Raw genomic sequence first — 15,761 nt, forward strand, 5'->3', positions numbered from 1 at the left:
GCTTTATGATGTTCTTCCTTTAACGGATCGAGATATTTTTTCACATCAGCCAACGTCCGAATCGGATAGGCAAATGCAATAAAACGGCTGCCTTTATCTTTAAACTCAGCCTGCGTCGGGGAAGTAATGGTTTTATAAGTCGTAATCATGCTGAAATGTTTTCAGACGACCTCATCAATAACAAGGTCGTCTGAACGTTTCACGTGAAACATCAATTTTTCAATACTTCTGTTAATTGCGGGACGATTTCAAATAAATCGCCAACCAATCCGTAATCGGCCACATTGAAAATCGGCGCATCAGCATCTTTGTTGATTGCGACAATGACTTTGCTGTCCTGCATACCGGCAACGTGTTGAATCGCACCTGAAATACCGATTGCAAAATAGAGTTGCGGCGCAACCACTTTACCGGTTTGTCCGACTTGCACGTCATTCGGCGCATATTCGGCATCAACTGCCGCACGGGATGCACCGATTGCCGCACCTAAAACATCCGCCAACGGTGTCAGCACTTCATTGAATTTTTCCGCACTACCCAACGCACGGCCACCGGAGACAATGACTTTTGCCTGAGTCAGCTCAGGACGATCGGAATGGGAAAGCTGACGGTTCACAAAACGGCTCAGGTTTTGAGCAGGGGTCGCTTCAACATTGATTGCTTCAGCGTTACCACCTTGCGCCGGTGCTGCATCAAAAGCCGTTGCACGGAAGGTCAGCACCAATTTTTCTGAATCGGCTTGTACGGTTTCAAATGCATTACCCGCATAAATGGGGCGCACAAAAGTCGTGTTATCCACAATCTCGGTCAAATCAGAAATTTGCGGTACGTCTAATAAGGCGGCTACGCGGGGCAGAAGGTTTTTACCGAATGTGGTTGCCGTTGCTGCAACATAGCGGTAATCCGCTGCCAATTTGACAACCAGCGGAGCCAGTTCTTCAGCCAAACCTTCGGCATAATGGGCAGCATCCGCAACCAAAACTTTTTCCACACCCGCTACTTGTTTCGCGGATTCTACTACGGCAGATGCACCATTTCCGGCAACCAATAAATCGACTTTACCCAGTTTTGCAGCAGCGGTAACGGCATGCAAAGTGGCAGGATTCAACTGTTTGTTGTCGTGTTCAGCAATAATCAATACACTCATTTCAGTCTCCTCAAATCACTTTGGCTTCGTTTTTCAATTTTTCAACCAATTCGGCAACACTTGCTACTTTCACGCCTGCCTGACGCGCTTTAGGTTCGGCGAATTTCACCGTTTTCAGACGAGGTGAAATATCCGCAACCAAATCGGCAGGTGCCAGTTTTTCCAAAGGTTTTTTCTTTGCCGCCATAATATTGGGGAGTTTGACAAAGCGCGGCTCGTTCAAACGCAAATCCGCACTGATAACAGCAGGCAGTTTTAGTGCGATGGTTTCTTCGCCGCCATCGATTTCGCGCACAATCTGCACTTCGTCGCCTTCAATTTGTACTTTGGACGCGAACGTACCTTGTGCCGCATTCAGCAAAGCCGCCAGCATTTGTGCCACTTGGTTGGCATCATCATCAATCGCTTGTTTGCCCAAAAAGAAAATTTGTGGATTTTCTTTGTCCGCAATGGCTTTCAGCAGCTTGGCAACTGCCAGTGGCTCCAATTTAGTATCGGTTTCAACATGAATTGCACGGTCGGCACCCATCGCCAAAGCTGTACGCAACGTTTCTTCGCATTTTTTCTCGCCCAAAGAAACCGCTACGATTTCGCTTACTTTTCCGGCTTCTTTCAAACGGACGGCTTCTTCCACAGCGATTTCGTCAAACGGATTCATCGACATTTTGACATTGCCGATATCCACATCCGAACCATCGGCTTTTACACGAACTTTGACGTTGTAGTCCACTACGCGCTTTACTGCGACCAGTGCTTTCATTGAATTCTCCTAAAAAGAACGTCGCTTTCACCATCCAGCGAAACCAAACCTTCTTCTCTATAAAATCAAATCCGTTTTTTCTTAAAAACGAATTCATTCAGAAATCTTTCAGATAATGATTGCCGATTATACCATTTTTAAAGCATTTACTCAGGCTGAAGGATATACATTCCTGTACTCAACAAACTGGAAAATGTCATGCCGCTATATCAGTTTCAGACGACCTTTGAGCCTTCATTAGCAGCCACACAATCCATCAACGTTTGATAAACCAAATCCGCAGTCGGAATCTGCCCGATATTGCCCAAATTTTTTGCAACAGCCGAAACTTGAACGCCTGTTTTAATCGGATCAGTATCGGTATAAATACCGACCACAGGTTTTTCCAAAGCATTTGCCAAATGCAGCAAACCGGTATCCACACCGATAATTCCGACCGCGTGTTTCAGCAGATACGCCGCCTGCAATAAATTCATTTTATCGCACACAATGGCAAATGGCAGTCCGTCTGCAATTTGTCCGGCACGCGTTTTTTCAGTTTCATTTCCCCATGGCAGGTAAACATTGCATTGTTGTTCTTCATTCAGCTTTTGCAGCAACGCCCGCCAGTTTTCCACAGGCCATAACTTACTGTCCCGACTGGTCGCGTGCAAAGCCGCATAATACGGCTGCTCTAAATTTTTCAGACGACCTGCTTCGGGAACGGTCAAGCCGAATACCTGCGTTTCCGGCATTGCATATCCAAATACTTGGGCGAACAGCTCACGATTGCGCCAAACAGCATTTTTCCCTTTCGGTACAGTGTATGTTTTCGCATACGCCAACGCAGCCAACCCCTCGCGCGCGCTGTTTTTATCTAAACCATAAATAGGGGATTTTGCTATTTTGGCGAAACACGCGCTTTTAATCAGACCTTGACTGTCCAATACAAAATCAAATGCTTCTTGCCGCAAAGCCTGTTTCAGACGACCTATTTCCTGCCAAGTTTCTGCTTGAAAAAGATGTTTGCGCCATTGCCGCCATTTCATCACATGGATTTTTTTCACAAACGGATGCAGGCGCGCAATATCCGCAAATCCAGCTTCACACAACCAATGCAGTTCCACATCAGGGCATTGTCGCGCCAAATCTTCGATTGCGGGCAAAGTGTGAATTAAATCGCCCATACTGGACAAGCGGACAAGCAAAATTTTCATATTTAGGAAGTGTGTTTCACGTGAAACAATTTTAACTTATTGATTATTAATATATTTTTTAATTTCTTCAGCGTTTTTTAAGATAATTGCACCGGCAGAACGCATTTCCTGCCATGCCGTTTCGATGGTATCCGGCGCAATGCCCCGACAAGCCGCTTCATTGACGATAACCTGCCAATTGCCGCCTTTGAGCAACTGCAAAACCGTTGTTTTAACACAATAATCCGTAGCCAACCCGCCGACAATGACCGTATCCGTATTTTGACAACGCAGCCATTCAATCAGCCCTGTGCTCAGTTTTTCCTCAATATCGTGAAAACACGCACCATAAGGATGCAATTCAGGATCAACGCCTTTCCAAACGCAATAATCGTATTCCTTGGCAGAAGGCAGTCCGTCCAACAATTCATAGCCGCGCGTACCGACCATCGCATGAGCCACCCAAGTCAAATCCGCATCGGGCAAACCTGTCGGCTTTAACATATCAACAGGGTTATCCACAAGCCATTTTGCTGCCGCATGATGCGCATCTTTCGTCATTACGCGCAAATCCGCCAAAGCGGCTTGGGCATTCAACTCTTCGACAATCAAATGCCCCTCGTTCACAGGCAGCTCATCAGGACACAAAGGCGTAAAAGTTTTTTGTGCATCAACATCAATGGAAACAATCATCTCATCATTTCAAAGCGATTAAAATGCCCTGTATTATAACAAATTACTGCCCAAAAGCGGTAAAACCGGCTGTGATAAGATAACGTTTTCCCGAAAAACTTGTCCGCAATCCTCATGACTTACACCATCGTCCCCATCGCTACTGCCCGCTCGCCCTACAAACAGAAATTCGGCGTCGCCCGTCAGCCCGGCTTGGTTCCCGCCGCAGAAGTCTGTATCGAGCTGAATCCCAAATTTACCGCAGACAGCGTACGCGGATTGGAACACTTCGACTATGTGTGGGTAAGTTTTATCTTTCACGGCGTATTGGATGAAGGCTGGGCACAAATGGTGCGCCCGCCACGGCTCGGCGGCAAACAAAAAATGGGCGTATTCGCCACGCGCAGCCCCCACCGTCCCAATCACCTCGGACTGTCGCTCTTAAAACTCGAACGCATCGAAACCGGCAAACCCGTCCTCCTCTATTGCAGCGGCGCAGACCTGCTGGACGGCACACCGATTGTCGACATCAAGCCCTACATCCCCTTTGTCGAATCCAAACCTGACGCCTCATCCGGCTTCGTCAGTGGCAAACCCGAAGAGCTTGAAGTCGTATGGCTGGAAAACATCGGCGCGGAAAAGTTATCTGAAGGCACCCAAAACCTGATCAGCCAAAGCATAGCCCAAGACCCGCGCCCCGCCTATCAGAATATTCCCGAACGGATTTACGTCATGAATATAGAGGATTATGAAGTCAGGTTTCAAATTGAGAAAAATCGTGCGACGGTTATCGGGATAAGCGTTGTTTAAATTTTTATAGTGGATTAACTTTAAACCATTACGGCGTTGCCTCGCCTTAGCTCAAAGAGAACGATTCTCTAAGGTGCTGAAGCACCAAGTGAATCGGTTCCGTACTATCTGTACTGTCTGCGGCTTCGTCGCCTTGTCCTGATTTAAAGTTAATCCACTATAGTATCCGCTCCCATTCAAAAATGGTCGTCTGAAAACCGAATTGCACGGCGAAATATGGTTTTCAGACGACCTCTTCAAAAAATTGGCATAAAACTTGCATGAAATTCAACCGAGAAATTTACGTTTCACCCAAAATTTGATTAAACATCAAAAGAAACAACCAGTAACGCGATTTTACCCGTGCCAAACACACGCTTGCCTGAAGACGATATACCATTGCTTTCATTTATGTCCGTATGAAATTGTTACAAAGTGACAATAAATGTCAACAGAATGAAAACGGCGGCGCACGGATAACATCGAATCTTGACCATGCAACGGCGGCCTGATTGAAATTGCCGCCACTAAAAAGGATTAACCATGAAAACGTCCCGCATCGCCAAAACCGCCCTTTACCTCGCTGCCGCAGCCGTACTGTCCGCCTGCGCCGGCAAAAGCCACGTTAAAGCCGACGGAACGACGGACAACCCCGTCTTTCCAAAACCCTACTCCGTAACCTTCAACAAAAACCAAGGCACATTCCCTACCGCCGATGAACTCGAACAGATGAAACCAGGTCTGAGCAAAGACGACATCTACAAAATCCTCGGTCGTCCGCACTACGATGAAGGTATGTTCGGCGTGCGCGAATGGAACTACCTCTTCCACTTCCGCACTCCCGGCGTTCCCGCCAATCCCGATATCGGCTCCAACGTAGAAGGCATTACCACCTGCCAATACAAAGTCTTGTTCGACAAACACAAATACGCCCGCAGCTTCCATTGGAAAGCCGTCTTCCCGGAAGATGCCGTCTGCCCGCCCGTACAAGAAGTTGCCCCACAACCCGCGCCCGAACCTCAAATCATCATCCGCGAGGTTGCGCCTGAAACACCCCACCGCATCCGCAGATAATAGGAAACCATGTTGAAAAGAATCATCCTCGGCGTATCGCTGCTGGCAGGGCTGAACAGCTTTGCAGCAGCCGATGCCGCCAAAGAATACATGCAACGCAAAAAAGTCATCGTCAACACCGCCAAAGCCGAGCTGTGCTTTGCCGACGATGGCCAGTGCCACCCCGTACTCATCGGTAAAACCACGCCAAAAGGCAAATTCGACATGCAGTTGATGAAGACTTCCAAACCCGGCTACGGCGGCGAAGTCATCGGCTTCAAGCAGGAAAAAGACTTCCTCTTCGCCCTGCACCGCGTTTGGACGCTCAAACCTTCCGAACACCGCATGAAACGCATCGCCTCCGATGTTGTCTCCGACCGCATCATGACCAACGGTTGTATCAACGTAACCGACAAAGTGTACGACAAGCTGCGCAATTACTTCGTTTTGGAAGTGATTTGACGGGCTACTCCGCATAACAAGGATGCAGAAAGGTCGTTTGAAAATCTGAAATGGTTTTCAGACGACCTTTTTATTTAATCAAAGCGAATCTTATTCAATGAACTTAGGATAAACCAAATCCGTAGCGTGGGCTTTGCCCACGAATCCTACCGTTTAACCATTCGAATGGGGTGGTTGTCCTTGCATTTTATTTCGTGGGCAAAGCCCACGCTACACGTTGCTGCAACGGCAATCTGTCCCTTTCTCCGTCAGACGGGGGAAGGTTAGGATGGGGACGGCTTTGTGGGTTTAGTCAAATCGAATTCGTACAGTTTGTAGAGCCACCCTCTCCCCAACCCTCTCCCGCCGGACGGGAGAGGGAGTAGATTGCAGGTAAAAACAAGGTCGTCTGAAAACTTTGAGATTTGAGTTTTGGAAAAACTCGTTCCCAATTTTTTCAGACGACTTCGTTTATTCAATCAATACAGTTTTATTCAATTAATTTGGGATAAACCCAACCCGTAGCGTGGGCTTTGCCCACGAAATCTATCATTCAATAATCAAAATTAGACAACAGCCGAACCTGCTTTCATCTCGTGGGAAAAACCACGCTACTCGTTACTGCAACAGCAACTTGTCCCTTCCCCCGTCCGGCGGGGGAAGGTTAGGATGGGGGTGGCTTTATGGTTTTGGGTAAAATCAAATTCATGCAACTTGTAGAACCACCTTCTCCCCCAACCCTCTCTCATCTGGTGGGAGAGGGAGTAGATTGAAGGTAAAAACAAGGTCGTCTGAAAAAATTTTCAGACGACCTTTTCTCTCACTTATCCACAGACTGGTTTACCCAATCCGAAATCTTTTAGATTTTACCTGCGAAGTATTCCAAAGTGCGGACAAGTTGGCAGGTGTAGGACATTTCATTGTCGTACCAAGCGACGGTTTTCACCAGTTGTTTGTCGCCTACGGTCATCACGCGGGTTTGGGTGGCGTCGAAGAGCGAGCCGTATTCGATGCCGACGACGTCGGAAGAAACGATTTGATCTTCGGTGTAGCCGTAAGATTCGTTGGCGGCGGCTTTCATCGCAGCGTTGATTTCTTCTTTGGTCACGGGGCGTTCGAGGACGGAAACCAATTCGGTCAGCGAGCCGGTGGCGACGGGAACGCGTTGGGCGGAGCCGTCGAGTTTGCCGTTCAATTCGGGGATAACCAAACCGATGGCTTTGGCGGCGCCGGTGCTGTTGGGCACGATGTTGAGCGCGGCGGCGCGGGCGCGGCGCAAATCGCCTTTGCGGTGCGGCGCGTCAAGGGTGTTTTGGTCGCCGGTATAGGCGTGGATGGTGGTCATCAGGCCTTCGACTACGCCGAACTCTTTTTGCAGGACTGCCGCCATCGGGGCGAGGCAGTTGGTGGTGCAGGAAGCGGCGGAAATGACGGTTTCGCTGCCGTCCAAAATGTCTTGGTTCACGCCATATACGACGGTTTTCACGTCATTGCCGCCGGGCGCGGAAATAACGACTTTGCGCGCACCGGCGCGGATGTGGGCTTCGGCTTTGGTTTTGCTGGTAAAGAAGCCGGTACATTCGAGGACGACGTCTACGCCCAATTCGCCCCAAGGCAATTCTTCAGGATTCGGATTGGCGAAGACTTTGATTTCTTTGCCGTTCACCACGATGGCATCGTCTTTCAATTCGGCAGTACCTTGGAAGCGGCCTTGGGTGCTGTCGTATTTGAAAAGGTGCAGCAGCATATCGGCAGGGGTCAGGTCGTTGACGGCGACGACTTCGATGCCTTTGGCTTTTTCAATTTGACGCAATGCCAGACGGCCGATGCGGCCGAAACCGTTAATCGCTACTTTGATGCTCATTTTGATACTCCTGTCAGTAGGGAAAGGGATAAATTTCAATAAGGGCTATTGTAGCCTGAAATAAAACTACTACCTAGAATTACACGATGCTACTTTTAAAATGTTTGATTTAAATAAAAAAACCGTGAAATAGGTCGTCTGAAAATACAGATTGGTACGGTTTGTCCCCATATTTGGGGATAAATTTTGGTTGTTTTTAAAATTAATATGTAATTATTTAAAAAAATGATGATGGTGATGAGTGTATCCCCGTTTTGTGGATAACCTTATTACTGATTGTATAATCAAATTGTTGTATTTATTTAAAGGCTGCGTTCAAGTTTTATTTTTTATGAGAACAAAGTCGGATAATCTGTAATCGTTTGAATTTTTCTGTGGATAAAATCGGATTTTTCCACTCGGATTACACGGCGTATTGTGGATAATCTTACCAGTACAAAGGGTCGTCTGAAAAATCTATGGTTCTGAAACACCTACATTAGCAAATACTATTAAAAATAATGGATTATTTTTTCCTTTTTATCGTATTATCCAAACATCAAACCAATTATTGAATAAGGAGGCGGTTTATGCTGCAACGAACTTTGGCAAAATCCATCAGCGTAACCGGCGTCGGGCTGCATTCGGGCGAACGGGTCGCGCTGACCCTGCACCCTGCGCCTGAAAACAGCGGGATTTCCTTCCGCCGTACCGATTTGGACGGCGAAATGGGCGAAACCATCAAACTTACGCCCTACCTCATCAACGATACGCGCCTGTCGTCCACCATCGTAACCGACAAAGGCGTGCGCGTCGGCACGATCGAACACATCATGTCCGCGCTGTCCGCCTACGGCATCGACAATGCGCTGATTGAGTTGAACGCGCCCGAAATCCCGATTATGGACGGCTCCAGCCTGCCGTTTATTTATCTTTTGCAAGATGCGGGCGTTGTCGATCAAAAGGCGCAAAAGCGGTTTTTGAAAATCCTCAAGCCTGTCGAAGTCAAGGAAGCGGGCAAATGGGTGCGCTTTACGCCGTATGACGGCTTTAAAGTGACGCTGACCATCGAATTCGACCATCCGGTTTTCAACCGCAGCTCGCCCACTTTTGAAATCGATTTCGCGGGCAAGTCCTACATCGACGAAATCGCGCGCGCGCGCACCTTCGGCTTTATGCACGAAGTAGAAATGATGCGCGCCCACAATCTCGGACTGGGCGGCAATTTGAACAACGCCATTGTGATTGACGAGATGGATGTTTTGAATCCGGAAGGTTTGCGTTATCCCGACGAGTTCGTCCGCCACAAAATCCTCGATGCCATCGGCGATTTGTATATCGTCGGACACCCGATTATCGGCGCATTCGAAGGCTACAAATCCGGCCACGCCATCAACAACGCTTTATTGCGTGCGGTTTTGGCGGACGAAACCGCTTATGAATGGGTGGAATTCTCTGACGATGAGAATTTGCCATCAGCCTTCCACGAGCTGCCGGCGGCTTGAGATAAGACGGTGTACAAAAAGGCTGTGGATAAACAATCATCCACAGCCTTTTTATTGAATAAAGGTCGTCTGAAATCTTGATTTTAAGTTTTCAGACGACCTTTCAAGCGAGACAACCATCTCCCGCCAATATTTCAGACATGATTATCCACATGGCTATCTAATCTATCCTTCTGAAAAATAAAAAGATTATATTTTTTCTCAAATTTTATACACACTTTATCCATAGCTTTTCTCCAACGATAAAAAAGGTCGTCTGAAAACCCAAATTCGGATTTCAGACGACCTTTTTCCACAAGCCGATCGGTGATCAATCGCCCATGACTTTGCCTTCGCGGCGCGGGTCGGCACCGCCGAGCAAACCGTCTTTGCCGATCACAATACCTTGTACGCCGGAATTCAAATCGCGGATTTGGACTTTGTAGCCCAGTTTTTCCAATGCTGCCGCTTTGTCCGCCGCTGCGGTTTTTTCCTCGATTTCATACTGGCTGCCGCGATTGAGCATATTCGGCAGAGAGATTGCCGCCTGAATGTCCATGCCCCAGTCGATATGCGCCACCAGCGTTTTGGCAACGAAACCGATAATACGGCTGCCGCCGGGCGAACCGACTGCCATATACGGCTTGCCGTCTTTCATCACAATGGTCGGCGCCATCGAAGAACGCGGCCGCTTGCCGCCCGCCACGCTGTTTGCCACCGTTTTACCGTCCGCGCCGACAGGGTTGAAAGCAAAATCGGTCAATTCATTGTTGAGCAGATAGCCGTTTGCCATCAGTCCCGAGCCGAACGCGTTTTCAATCGAAGTCGTCATCGACACGACGTTGCCGTCTTTATCCACAACCACCAAATGGCTGGTGGACGGCAGCTCTACCGCCATACCCTGCGCGTATGCCTTGCCGAACTTGCCTGCCTGAATGTTCTCCAACGCCTTGTCGGATTGGTGGATTTCTTCGGCGCGCGGTTTCAGGTAAGCCTGAGAAATCAGGGCGCGGGTCGGGACGTTGACAAACGCGGGATCGCCGACGTAATAATCACGGTCGGCAAACGCAATCCGCGACGCATCGCCTATCCAGCGCCAACTGTGGATATTTTCCGCGCCCAACGCCTTCATATCCTGATTTTGCAGGACGCCCAAAATCTCGCCCAAAGCAATCGCGCCCGAACTTGGCGCGCCCATGCCACAGACTTCGTATTCACGATACGGCGCGCAAACCGGTTCGCGCTCGATAACGCGGTAGTTTTTCAAATCCGCCATACTGATTTTGCTGGGGTTATCCACAGCGCCGGTAACGGCACGGACAATATTCTGCGCCTGCGCCCCCTGATAAAACGGCGCGCTGCCTTTTTCCGCCAACAGGCGTACGGAGCGGGCAAATTCAGGTTTTTTCAACACCGTTCCCGCTGCCAAAGGCTTGCCGTCGGGCAGGAAATACGCGGCGGTTTGCGGATAGCGTTTCAAAGGCTCCAAATTTTGCTCGATGGATTTCGCCATGCGCGGTGAAACGGTAAAGCCTTGTTCCGCCAAAGCAATCGGTTTGTCAAACAGGCTTGCCCAAGGCAATTTGCCGTAACGCTTGTGGACATCTTCCAGCAGCTTCGGAATCCCCGGCACGCCGACCGAACGGCCGCCGACCACTGCGTTCATAAAGCCCATCGGCTTGCCGTTTTCATCCAAGAAAAGCGCCGGCGTTGCCGCTTTCGGCGCCGTTTCTCGGGCATCAAACGTCGTCAGTTTTTTCGCCTTATTGTCCCAATACACCAAAAACGCACCGCCGCCCAAACCGGAAGACTGCGGCTCGGTCAGTCCCAGCGTGGTCTGCATGGCGATCATCGCATCTATCGCGCTGCCGCCGCGTTTCAAAACCTCATATCCCGCTTCGGTCGCCAACGGATTGGCAGACGCCGCCATATAATGTTTGGCGCGGATCAATTTCTGCTCAGTCAGCCCCGTCCCTTGTTCCGGCGCATGGTTATCCACAGCCGTCGGCATAGGCGCGGCATCAGGTTTCTGCATAGGCTGGTGCGCGCACGCCGCCAAAACCAAAACTGCCAACAGGTTTAAGCTAAAGGAAAATTTCATATCTGCTCCCTTTTGATGAGATATTTTTCAGACGACCTTTAATAGGACTAAAACACGCAAAAGGTCGTCTGAAACATGAAAACCGATTGGACTGTTTATCTCGTCATACAGTTCCGTTTGAGCCCAGTATAAAACCGGCAGGCTGTGTGTATAGCCGGAAAGTTATACACAAAACCAAACCGGATTTCAAAATTATCCACATCTGCAAACAAGGCAAACAGCAGTTTATCCGCATCCAAAATCTGCATTCAACTTATTGAACTGAAAAAGGAATCAAAGTTATACACAAGAAAAATCGCGACTCAATATAATCATCTATTTATTATTTAAAATCTTATTTATAGTTTGTTTCCCAACGCGCAGCCAAAGCCCGCAACGTAAAGGCATCTTTTCAAAAAATTAGATAGTTAAGGATTGTTAAACCTCTGTAAATCAGATAGAGTTACGGCTGATAAATTAAATTAATAATGGAGCTTCCATCAATGAAAGGCGATATCGGCGTCATCGGCTTGGCCGTTATGGGTCAAAATTTGATTTTGAATATGAACGATCACGGTTTCAAAGTCGTGGCGTACAACCGGACCACTGCTAAAGTAGACGATTTTCTCAACGGCGCAGCCAAAGGCACCAACATTATCGGTGCCTATTCATTGCAAGATTTAGTGGATAAACTGGAAAAACCGCGCAAAATCATGATGATGGTACGCGCAGGTTCTGTCGTGGACGACTTTATCGAGCAACTTGTCCCGCTTTTGGACCAAGGCGACATTATTATTGACGGGGGTAACGCCAACTATCCCGATTCCACCCGCCGCACGCACGAGCTGGCGGCAAAAGGCATCCGCTTTATCGGCGCGGGCGTTTCCGGCGGCGAAGAAGGCGCGCGTCACGGCCCGTCCATCATGCCCGGCGGCGACGAAGCCGCATGGCCTGCCGTCAAACCCATTTTCCAAGCGATTGCCGCCAAAACCCCGCAAGGCGAACCCTGCTGCGACTGGGTCGGCCGTGACGGCGCGGGCCATTTCGTCAAAATGGTGCACAACGGCATCGAATACGGCGATATGCAGTTGATTTGCGAAGCCTACCAATTCATGAAAGACGGCTTGGGTCTGAGCTACGACGAAATGCACCGCATTTTCAGCGAATGGAACCAAACCGAGCTGGATTCCTACCTGATTGAAATCACCGCCGCGATTTTGGGCTACAAAGACGAAAATGGCGAACCTTTGGTCGAAAAAATCCTCGATACTGCCGGACAAAAAGGCACAGGCAAATGGACCGGCATCAACGCCCTCGATTTGGGCATCCCGCTGACGCTGATTTCCGAAGCCGTATTTGCCCGCTGCGTATCCGCGTTCAAAGACCAGCGCGTTCAAACCGGCCGCTTGTTCGGCAAAACCGTTACCCCCGTTGACGGCGACAAAGCCGCATGGGTCGAAGCCCTGCGCCAAGCCCTGTTGGCATCCAAAATCATCTCCTACGCACAAGGCTTCATGCTCATCCGCGAAGCCAGCGAAAACAACGATTGGGCATTGAACTACGGCAACACCGCCCTTCTGTGGCGCGAAGGCTGCATCATCCGCAGCGCGTTCTTGGGCAACATCCGCGACGCATACGAAGCCAATCCCGATTTGGTGTTCTTGGGTTCCGACCCTTATTTCAAAGGCGTATTGGAAAACTGTCTGCCCGCATGGCGCAAAGTCGTCGCCAAAGCCATCGAATGCGGCATCCCCATGCCCTGCATGGCTTCTGCGATTACCTTCCTTGACGGCTACACCACCGAACGCCTGCCCGCCAACCTGCTGCAAGCCCAACGCGACTACTTCGGCGCGCACACCTACGAGCGCACCGACAAACCGCGCGGCGAATTCTTCCACACTAACTGGACAGGCAAAGGCGGCGATACCGCATCGACCACTTACGATATTTGATTTGTCTGAATCAGCGAAAAGGTCGTCTGAAAACCATAAGTTTTGGGTTTTCAGACGACCTTTTTATTTGAACCTTTCAATTTGCGGCGTGGCATTTGTCTTCATTCCCAACTCTTTTATGGGAATCTCAGCGACAAATTTCGGTTTTAAAAACGGATGCTTGCGGGTGCAGAAGGGCGGTTAAAACGCCTATAAAATCCACTGTTTGCGCACAACTTATCCACATTTTAATCCCAGTTTATCCCGTTGAATAAAAGCATGATTCATTATAGTGGATTAACTTTAAACCGGTACGGCGTTGCCTCGCCTTGCTCTGATTTAAATTTAATCCACTATAAACGCCGTCCCTATACAAAAAGGTCGTCTGAAAATCTTGGAACTGATTTTTCAGACGACCTTTGGTGTCTCCGTAGCTTAAAAGACAAATGATTTAAAGCGTTTAATTTTTCCGCGCAGTAACAAATTCCGCCAGCAGCCGCAGATGCAGGGCTTTTGCGCCGAAGGGTTCGAGCAACGCGACGGCTTCTGCGGTCAGGGTTTCGGCATAGGCGCGGGCGGCTTGCAGGCCCATCAGTTTGACGTAGGTCGGTTTGTCATTGTCGTTGTCTTTGCCGGCGGTTTTGCCCAGGGTGGCAGTGTCGGCTTCACAGTCCAACACGTCGTCGATGACTTGGAACGCCAAGCCGAGTTTGGCGGCGTAGTTGTCCAAGGTGAGGACGTCGTCTGAATCCAAATCGGGGCAGGCAAGCGCGCCTAAGACGACGGCGGCGCGGATGAGAGCGCCGGTTTTGAGGCTGTGCATCTGCTCCAACTGCGCCTGATTCATGGCTTTGCCGACGTTGGCAAGGTCGATGGCTTGTCCGCCTGCCATGCCGAGGCTGCCGGATGCTTTGGCGAGCGTGGACAACATGGCGATTTGGCGTTCGGCGGGTAGTCCGGTCGGGCGGCTCAATACGTCGAAGGCTTGGGTTTGCAGCGCGTCGCCGACCAAAAGGGCGGTGGCTTCGTCGTATTTCACATGGCAGGTCGGTTTGCCGCGCCGCAGGCTGTCGTTGTCCATTGCGGGCATATCATCGTGAACCAAGGAATAGACGTGCACCATTTCAATCGCCGCCATGGCTTGCTCGACGGCGTTTTGGTCGGCATCGCCCAATTCGGATGCGGCGAGCACCAAGAGCGGGCGCAGCCGTTTGCCGCCGCCAAGGGTAACGTAACGCATGGCTTCGTGCAGCGTGTGCGGCACTTGGTTTTCAGACGGCAGGAAACGCTCCAGCAGCAATTCGGTCTGCGCTTGGGCTTTTTGCTGCCAGGCTTTCAATTCATTCGCCGGGTTCAAGGTTCAGCTCCTTCAGTTCGCCCGCATCCAATACTTGCAGCTTTTGTTCGACTTCCGCCAACTTGGTTTGGCAGTATCTGACCAGCTCGTTGCCTTCCTGATAGGCTGTCAGAGCGTCTTCCAGCGGCATTTCGCTGCTTTGCATGGACTGGGTCAGGGTTTCGAGGCGGGCGAGGGCTTCTTCAAAGGATTTGGGGGCTTTTTTCATGATGATGCGGGCAAAAAATCAAAGCGGTATTGTAGCATTTTATGGGCTGCTTCTTGGCCGGGAACGGAAAAAGGTCGTCTGAAAACCTGATTTCCAAGTTTTCAGACGACCTTTTGAGCTGATGATACGGTAAAAATCATTCTTTCAGAGCGGCGGCACCAAACGTACCGTTTTTAGATTCCAGAAGATGATCGAATCGGCCGGTAAGCTCTTCTGCTTGGGGGCCGAGGAACATACCCGACATGATTTTTTGTTCTTTCTCATCCACATGGAAGAAGCGGTTGCCGACGATTTGACCTTCCAGATTCACTTCATCAAATTCACCGTTCTCGGAATAAACCGCACCGGAGAGGGATTTGCGACCGAAGTCCACCATAAAGATGGAGTTGCCGAACGTATTGGCTTGTCCGACATCGCTGTAAAGCGCATAACCGCGGTAAAAAGCCTGACCCTCTTGAGGCATCGCTGCTTCCGGAGTAATAACGCCTTGGTAGAACATATACGATGTATGGATGTCAGTATCTCCATTTTTCAAGCCATAAAAACCGTAGCGGCCGTATTTCAGATGAGTGGCGGCAACCAAGACAGATTTTTCGTTCACATTACCGAATACTTCAGCCCTTTGAGGCTCAGTTTCAGGCAACAGCGGGATTTTTTGTCCGTCCACCTCAAGAATATTGATGTCGCCGATATGGGAAATATCGTCGCCTTCCATTCCTGATTGGGAAATTTTGCTGTAATAGCCGTCGATTTGTTGGGTTGCAGCAGCAGCTTCGGCTGCTTTACGTTCAGCTTCTGCTTTAGCTTTTTCAGCTTCTTCG

14 protein-coding genes and 2 pseudogenes are annotated in these 15,761 nt (G+C 49.6%); 5 read left to right on the forward strand and 11 right to left on the reverse strand.

The annotated features are described in order from the left end of the window. The 5 genes and pseudogenes from HMPREF1051_RS07055 to HMPREF1051_RS07075 form a co-directional block, all read right to left on the reverse strand. Positions 1 to 149, reverse strand: a pseudogene (locus HMPREF1051_RS07055) (YigZ family protein); the annotation flags it as partial. 62 nt (positions 150 to 211) lie between these two features. After that, complete coding sequence (locus HMPREF1051_RS07060; RefSeq protein ID WP_003766453.1) at positions 212 to 1,147, reverse strand: electron transfer flavoprotein subunit alpha/FixB family protein; 936 nt, start codon at positions 1,145 to 1,147, stop codon at positions 212 to 214. 10 nt (positions 1,148 to 1,157) lie between these two features. Next, complete coding sequence (locus tag HMPREF1051_RS07065; RefSeq protein ID WP_003766530.1) at positions 1,158 to 1,907, reverse strand: electron transfer flavoprotein subunit beta/FixA family protein; 750 nt, start codon at positions 1,905 to 1,907, stop codon at positions 1,158 to 1,160. 215 nt (positions 1,908 to 2,122) lie between these two features. Then, positions 2,123 to 3,103, reverse strand: coding sequence for a lipopolysaccharide heptosyltransferase I (gene waaC / locus HMPREF1051_RS07070; protein ID WP_003766381.1), 981 nt, complete (start codon positions 3,101 to 3,103; stop codon positions 2,123 to 2,125). A 36-nt stretch (positions 3,104 to 3,139) separates the two neighbouring features. Beyond that, complete coding sequence (locus HMPREF1051_RS07075) at positions 3,140 to 3,775, reverse strand: nicotinamidase (RefSeq protein ID WP_003766432.1); 636 nt, start codon at positions 3,773 to 3,775, stop codon at positions 3,140 to 3,142. A 114-nt stretch (positions 3,776 to 3,889) separates the two neighbouring features. Between HMPREF1051_RS07075 and tsaA the strand changes: the two genes are divergently transcribed. Continuing rightward, positions 3,890 to 4,564, forward strand: a complete 675-nt coding sequence (tsaA, locus tag HMPREF1051_RS07080) for a tRNA (N6-threonylcarbamoyladenosine(37)-N6)-methyltransferase TrmO (RefSeq protein WP_003766471.1) — start codon at positions 3,890 to 3,892, stop codon at positions 4,562 to 4,564. 99 nt (positions 4,565 to 4,663) lie between these two features. Here the strand turns inward: tsaA and HMPREF1051_RS15580 are convergent. Then, a pseudogene (locus HMPREF1051_RS15580) lies at positions 4,664 to 4,726 on the reverse strand (transposase); the annotation flags it as partial. A 360-nt stretch (positions 4,727 to 5,086) separates the two neighbouring features. On the opposite strand from HMPREF1051_RS15580, the gene HMPREF1051_RS07085 reads away from it, so the two are divergent. Together HMPREF1051_RS07085 and HMPREF1051_RS07090 are read left to right on the forward strand one after the other, a co-directional pair. After that, positions 5,087 to 5,617, forward strand: coding sequence for an outer membrane protein assembly factor BamE (locus tag HMPREF1051_RS07085; protein ID WP_003755818.1), 531 nt, complete (start codon positions 5,087 to 5,089; stop codon positions 5,615 to 5,617). A gap of 9 nt (positions 5,618 to 5,626) precedes the next feature. After that, positions 5,627 to 6,058, forward strand: coding sequence for a hypothetical protein (locus tag HMPREF1051_RS07090; protein ID WP_003766469.1), 432 nt, complete (start codon positions 5,627 to 5,629; stop codon positions 6,056 to 6,058). An 838-nt stretch (positions 6,059 to 6,896) separates the two neighbouring features. Here HMPREF1051_RS07090 and gap read toward each other — a convergent pair. Then, positions 6,897 to 7,901 carry a type I glyceraldehyde-3-phosphate dehydrogenase gene (gap, locus tag HMPREF1051_RS07095; protein WP_003766473.1) on the reverse strand — a complete coding sequence of 335 codons (1,005 nt, stop codon included), beginning with the start codon at positions 7,899 to 7,901 and terminating at the stop codon, positions 6,897 to 6,899. Positions 7,902 to 8,470: 569 nt separating this feature from the next. Between gap and lpxC the strand changes: the two genes are divergently transcribed. Further along, on the forward strand, positions 8,471 to 9,385 hold the full coding sequence (gene lpxC / locus HMPREF1051_RS07100; protein WP_003766512.1) for a UDP-3-O-acyl-N-acetylglucosamine deacetylase: 915 nt from the start codon (positions 8,471 to 8,473) through the stop codon (positions 9,383 to 9,385). 310 nt (positions 9,386 to 9,695) lie between these two features. Here the strand turns inward: lpxC and ggt are convergent, their stop codons facing one another. After that, positions 9,696 to 11,465 carry a gamma-glutamyltransferase gene (ggt, locus tag HMPREF1051_RS07105; protein ID WP_003766534.1) on the reverse strand — a complete coding sequence of 590 codons (1,770 nt, stop codon included), beginning with the start codon at positions 11,463 to 11,465 and terminating at the stop codon, positions 9,696 to 9,698. 482 nt (positions 11,466 to 11,947) lie between these two features. Between ggt and gnd the strand changes: the two genes are divergently transcribed. After that, the gene (gnd, locus tag HMPREF1051_RS07110) at positions 11,948 to 13,396 is read left to right on the forward strand and encodes a decarboxylating NADP(+)-dependent phosphogluconate dehydrogenase (protein WP_003766527.1); all 1,449 of its coding nucleotides are present in this window, start codon (positions 11,948 to 11,950) and stop codon (positions 13,394 to 13,396) included. 439 nt (positions 13,397 to 13,835) lie between these two features. On the opposite strand, the gene HMPREF1051_RS07115 is transcribed toward gnd, so the two are convergent. The 3 genes from HMPREF1051_RS07115 to HMPREF1051_RS15245 form a co-directional block, all read right to left on the reverse strand. Further along, on the reverse strand, positions 13,836 to 14,732 hold the full coding sequence (locus tag HMPREF1051_RS07115) for a polyprenyl synthetase family protein (protein ID WP_003766422.1): 897 nt from the start codon (positions 14,730 to 14,732) through the stop codon (positions 13,836 to 13,838). Beyond that, positions 14,716 to 14,940, reverse strand: a complete 225-nt coding sequence (locus tag HMPREF1051_RS07120; protein WP_003766396.1) for an exodeoxyribonuclease VII small subunit — start codon at positions 14,938 to 14,940, stop codon at positions 14,716 to 14,718. Before HMPREF1051_RS07120 ends, HMPREF1051_RS07115 begins: the two co-directional genes overlap by 17 nt. A gap of 136 nt (positions 14,941 to 15,076) precedes the next feature. Further along, positions 15,077 to 15,655 carry a transferrin-binding protein-like solute binding protein gene (locus HMPREF1051_RS15245; RefSeq protein WP_003766443.1) on the reverse strand — a complete coding sequence of 193 codons (579 nt, stop codon included), beginning with the start codon at positions 15,653 to 15,655 and terminating at the stop codon, positions 15,077 to 15,079. Between the last annotated feature and the right edge of the window lie 106 nt (positions 15,656 to 15,761).

This window comes from Neisseria sicca VK64, assembly GCF_000260655.1.
In the GTDB taxonomy this organism is placed as follows: Bacteria; Pseudomonadota; Gammaproteobacteria; order Burkholderiales; family Neisseriaceae; genus Neisseria; species Neisseria sicca_B.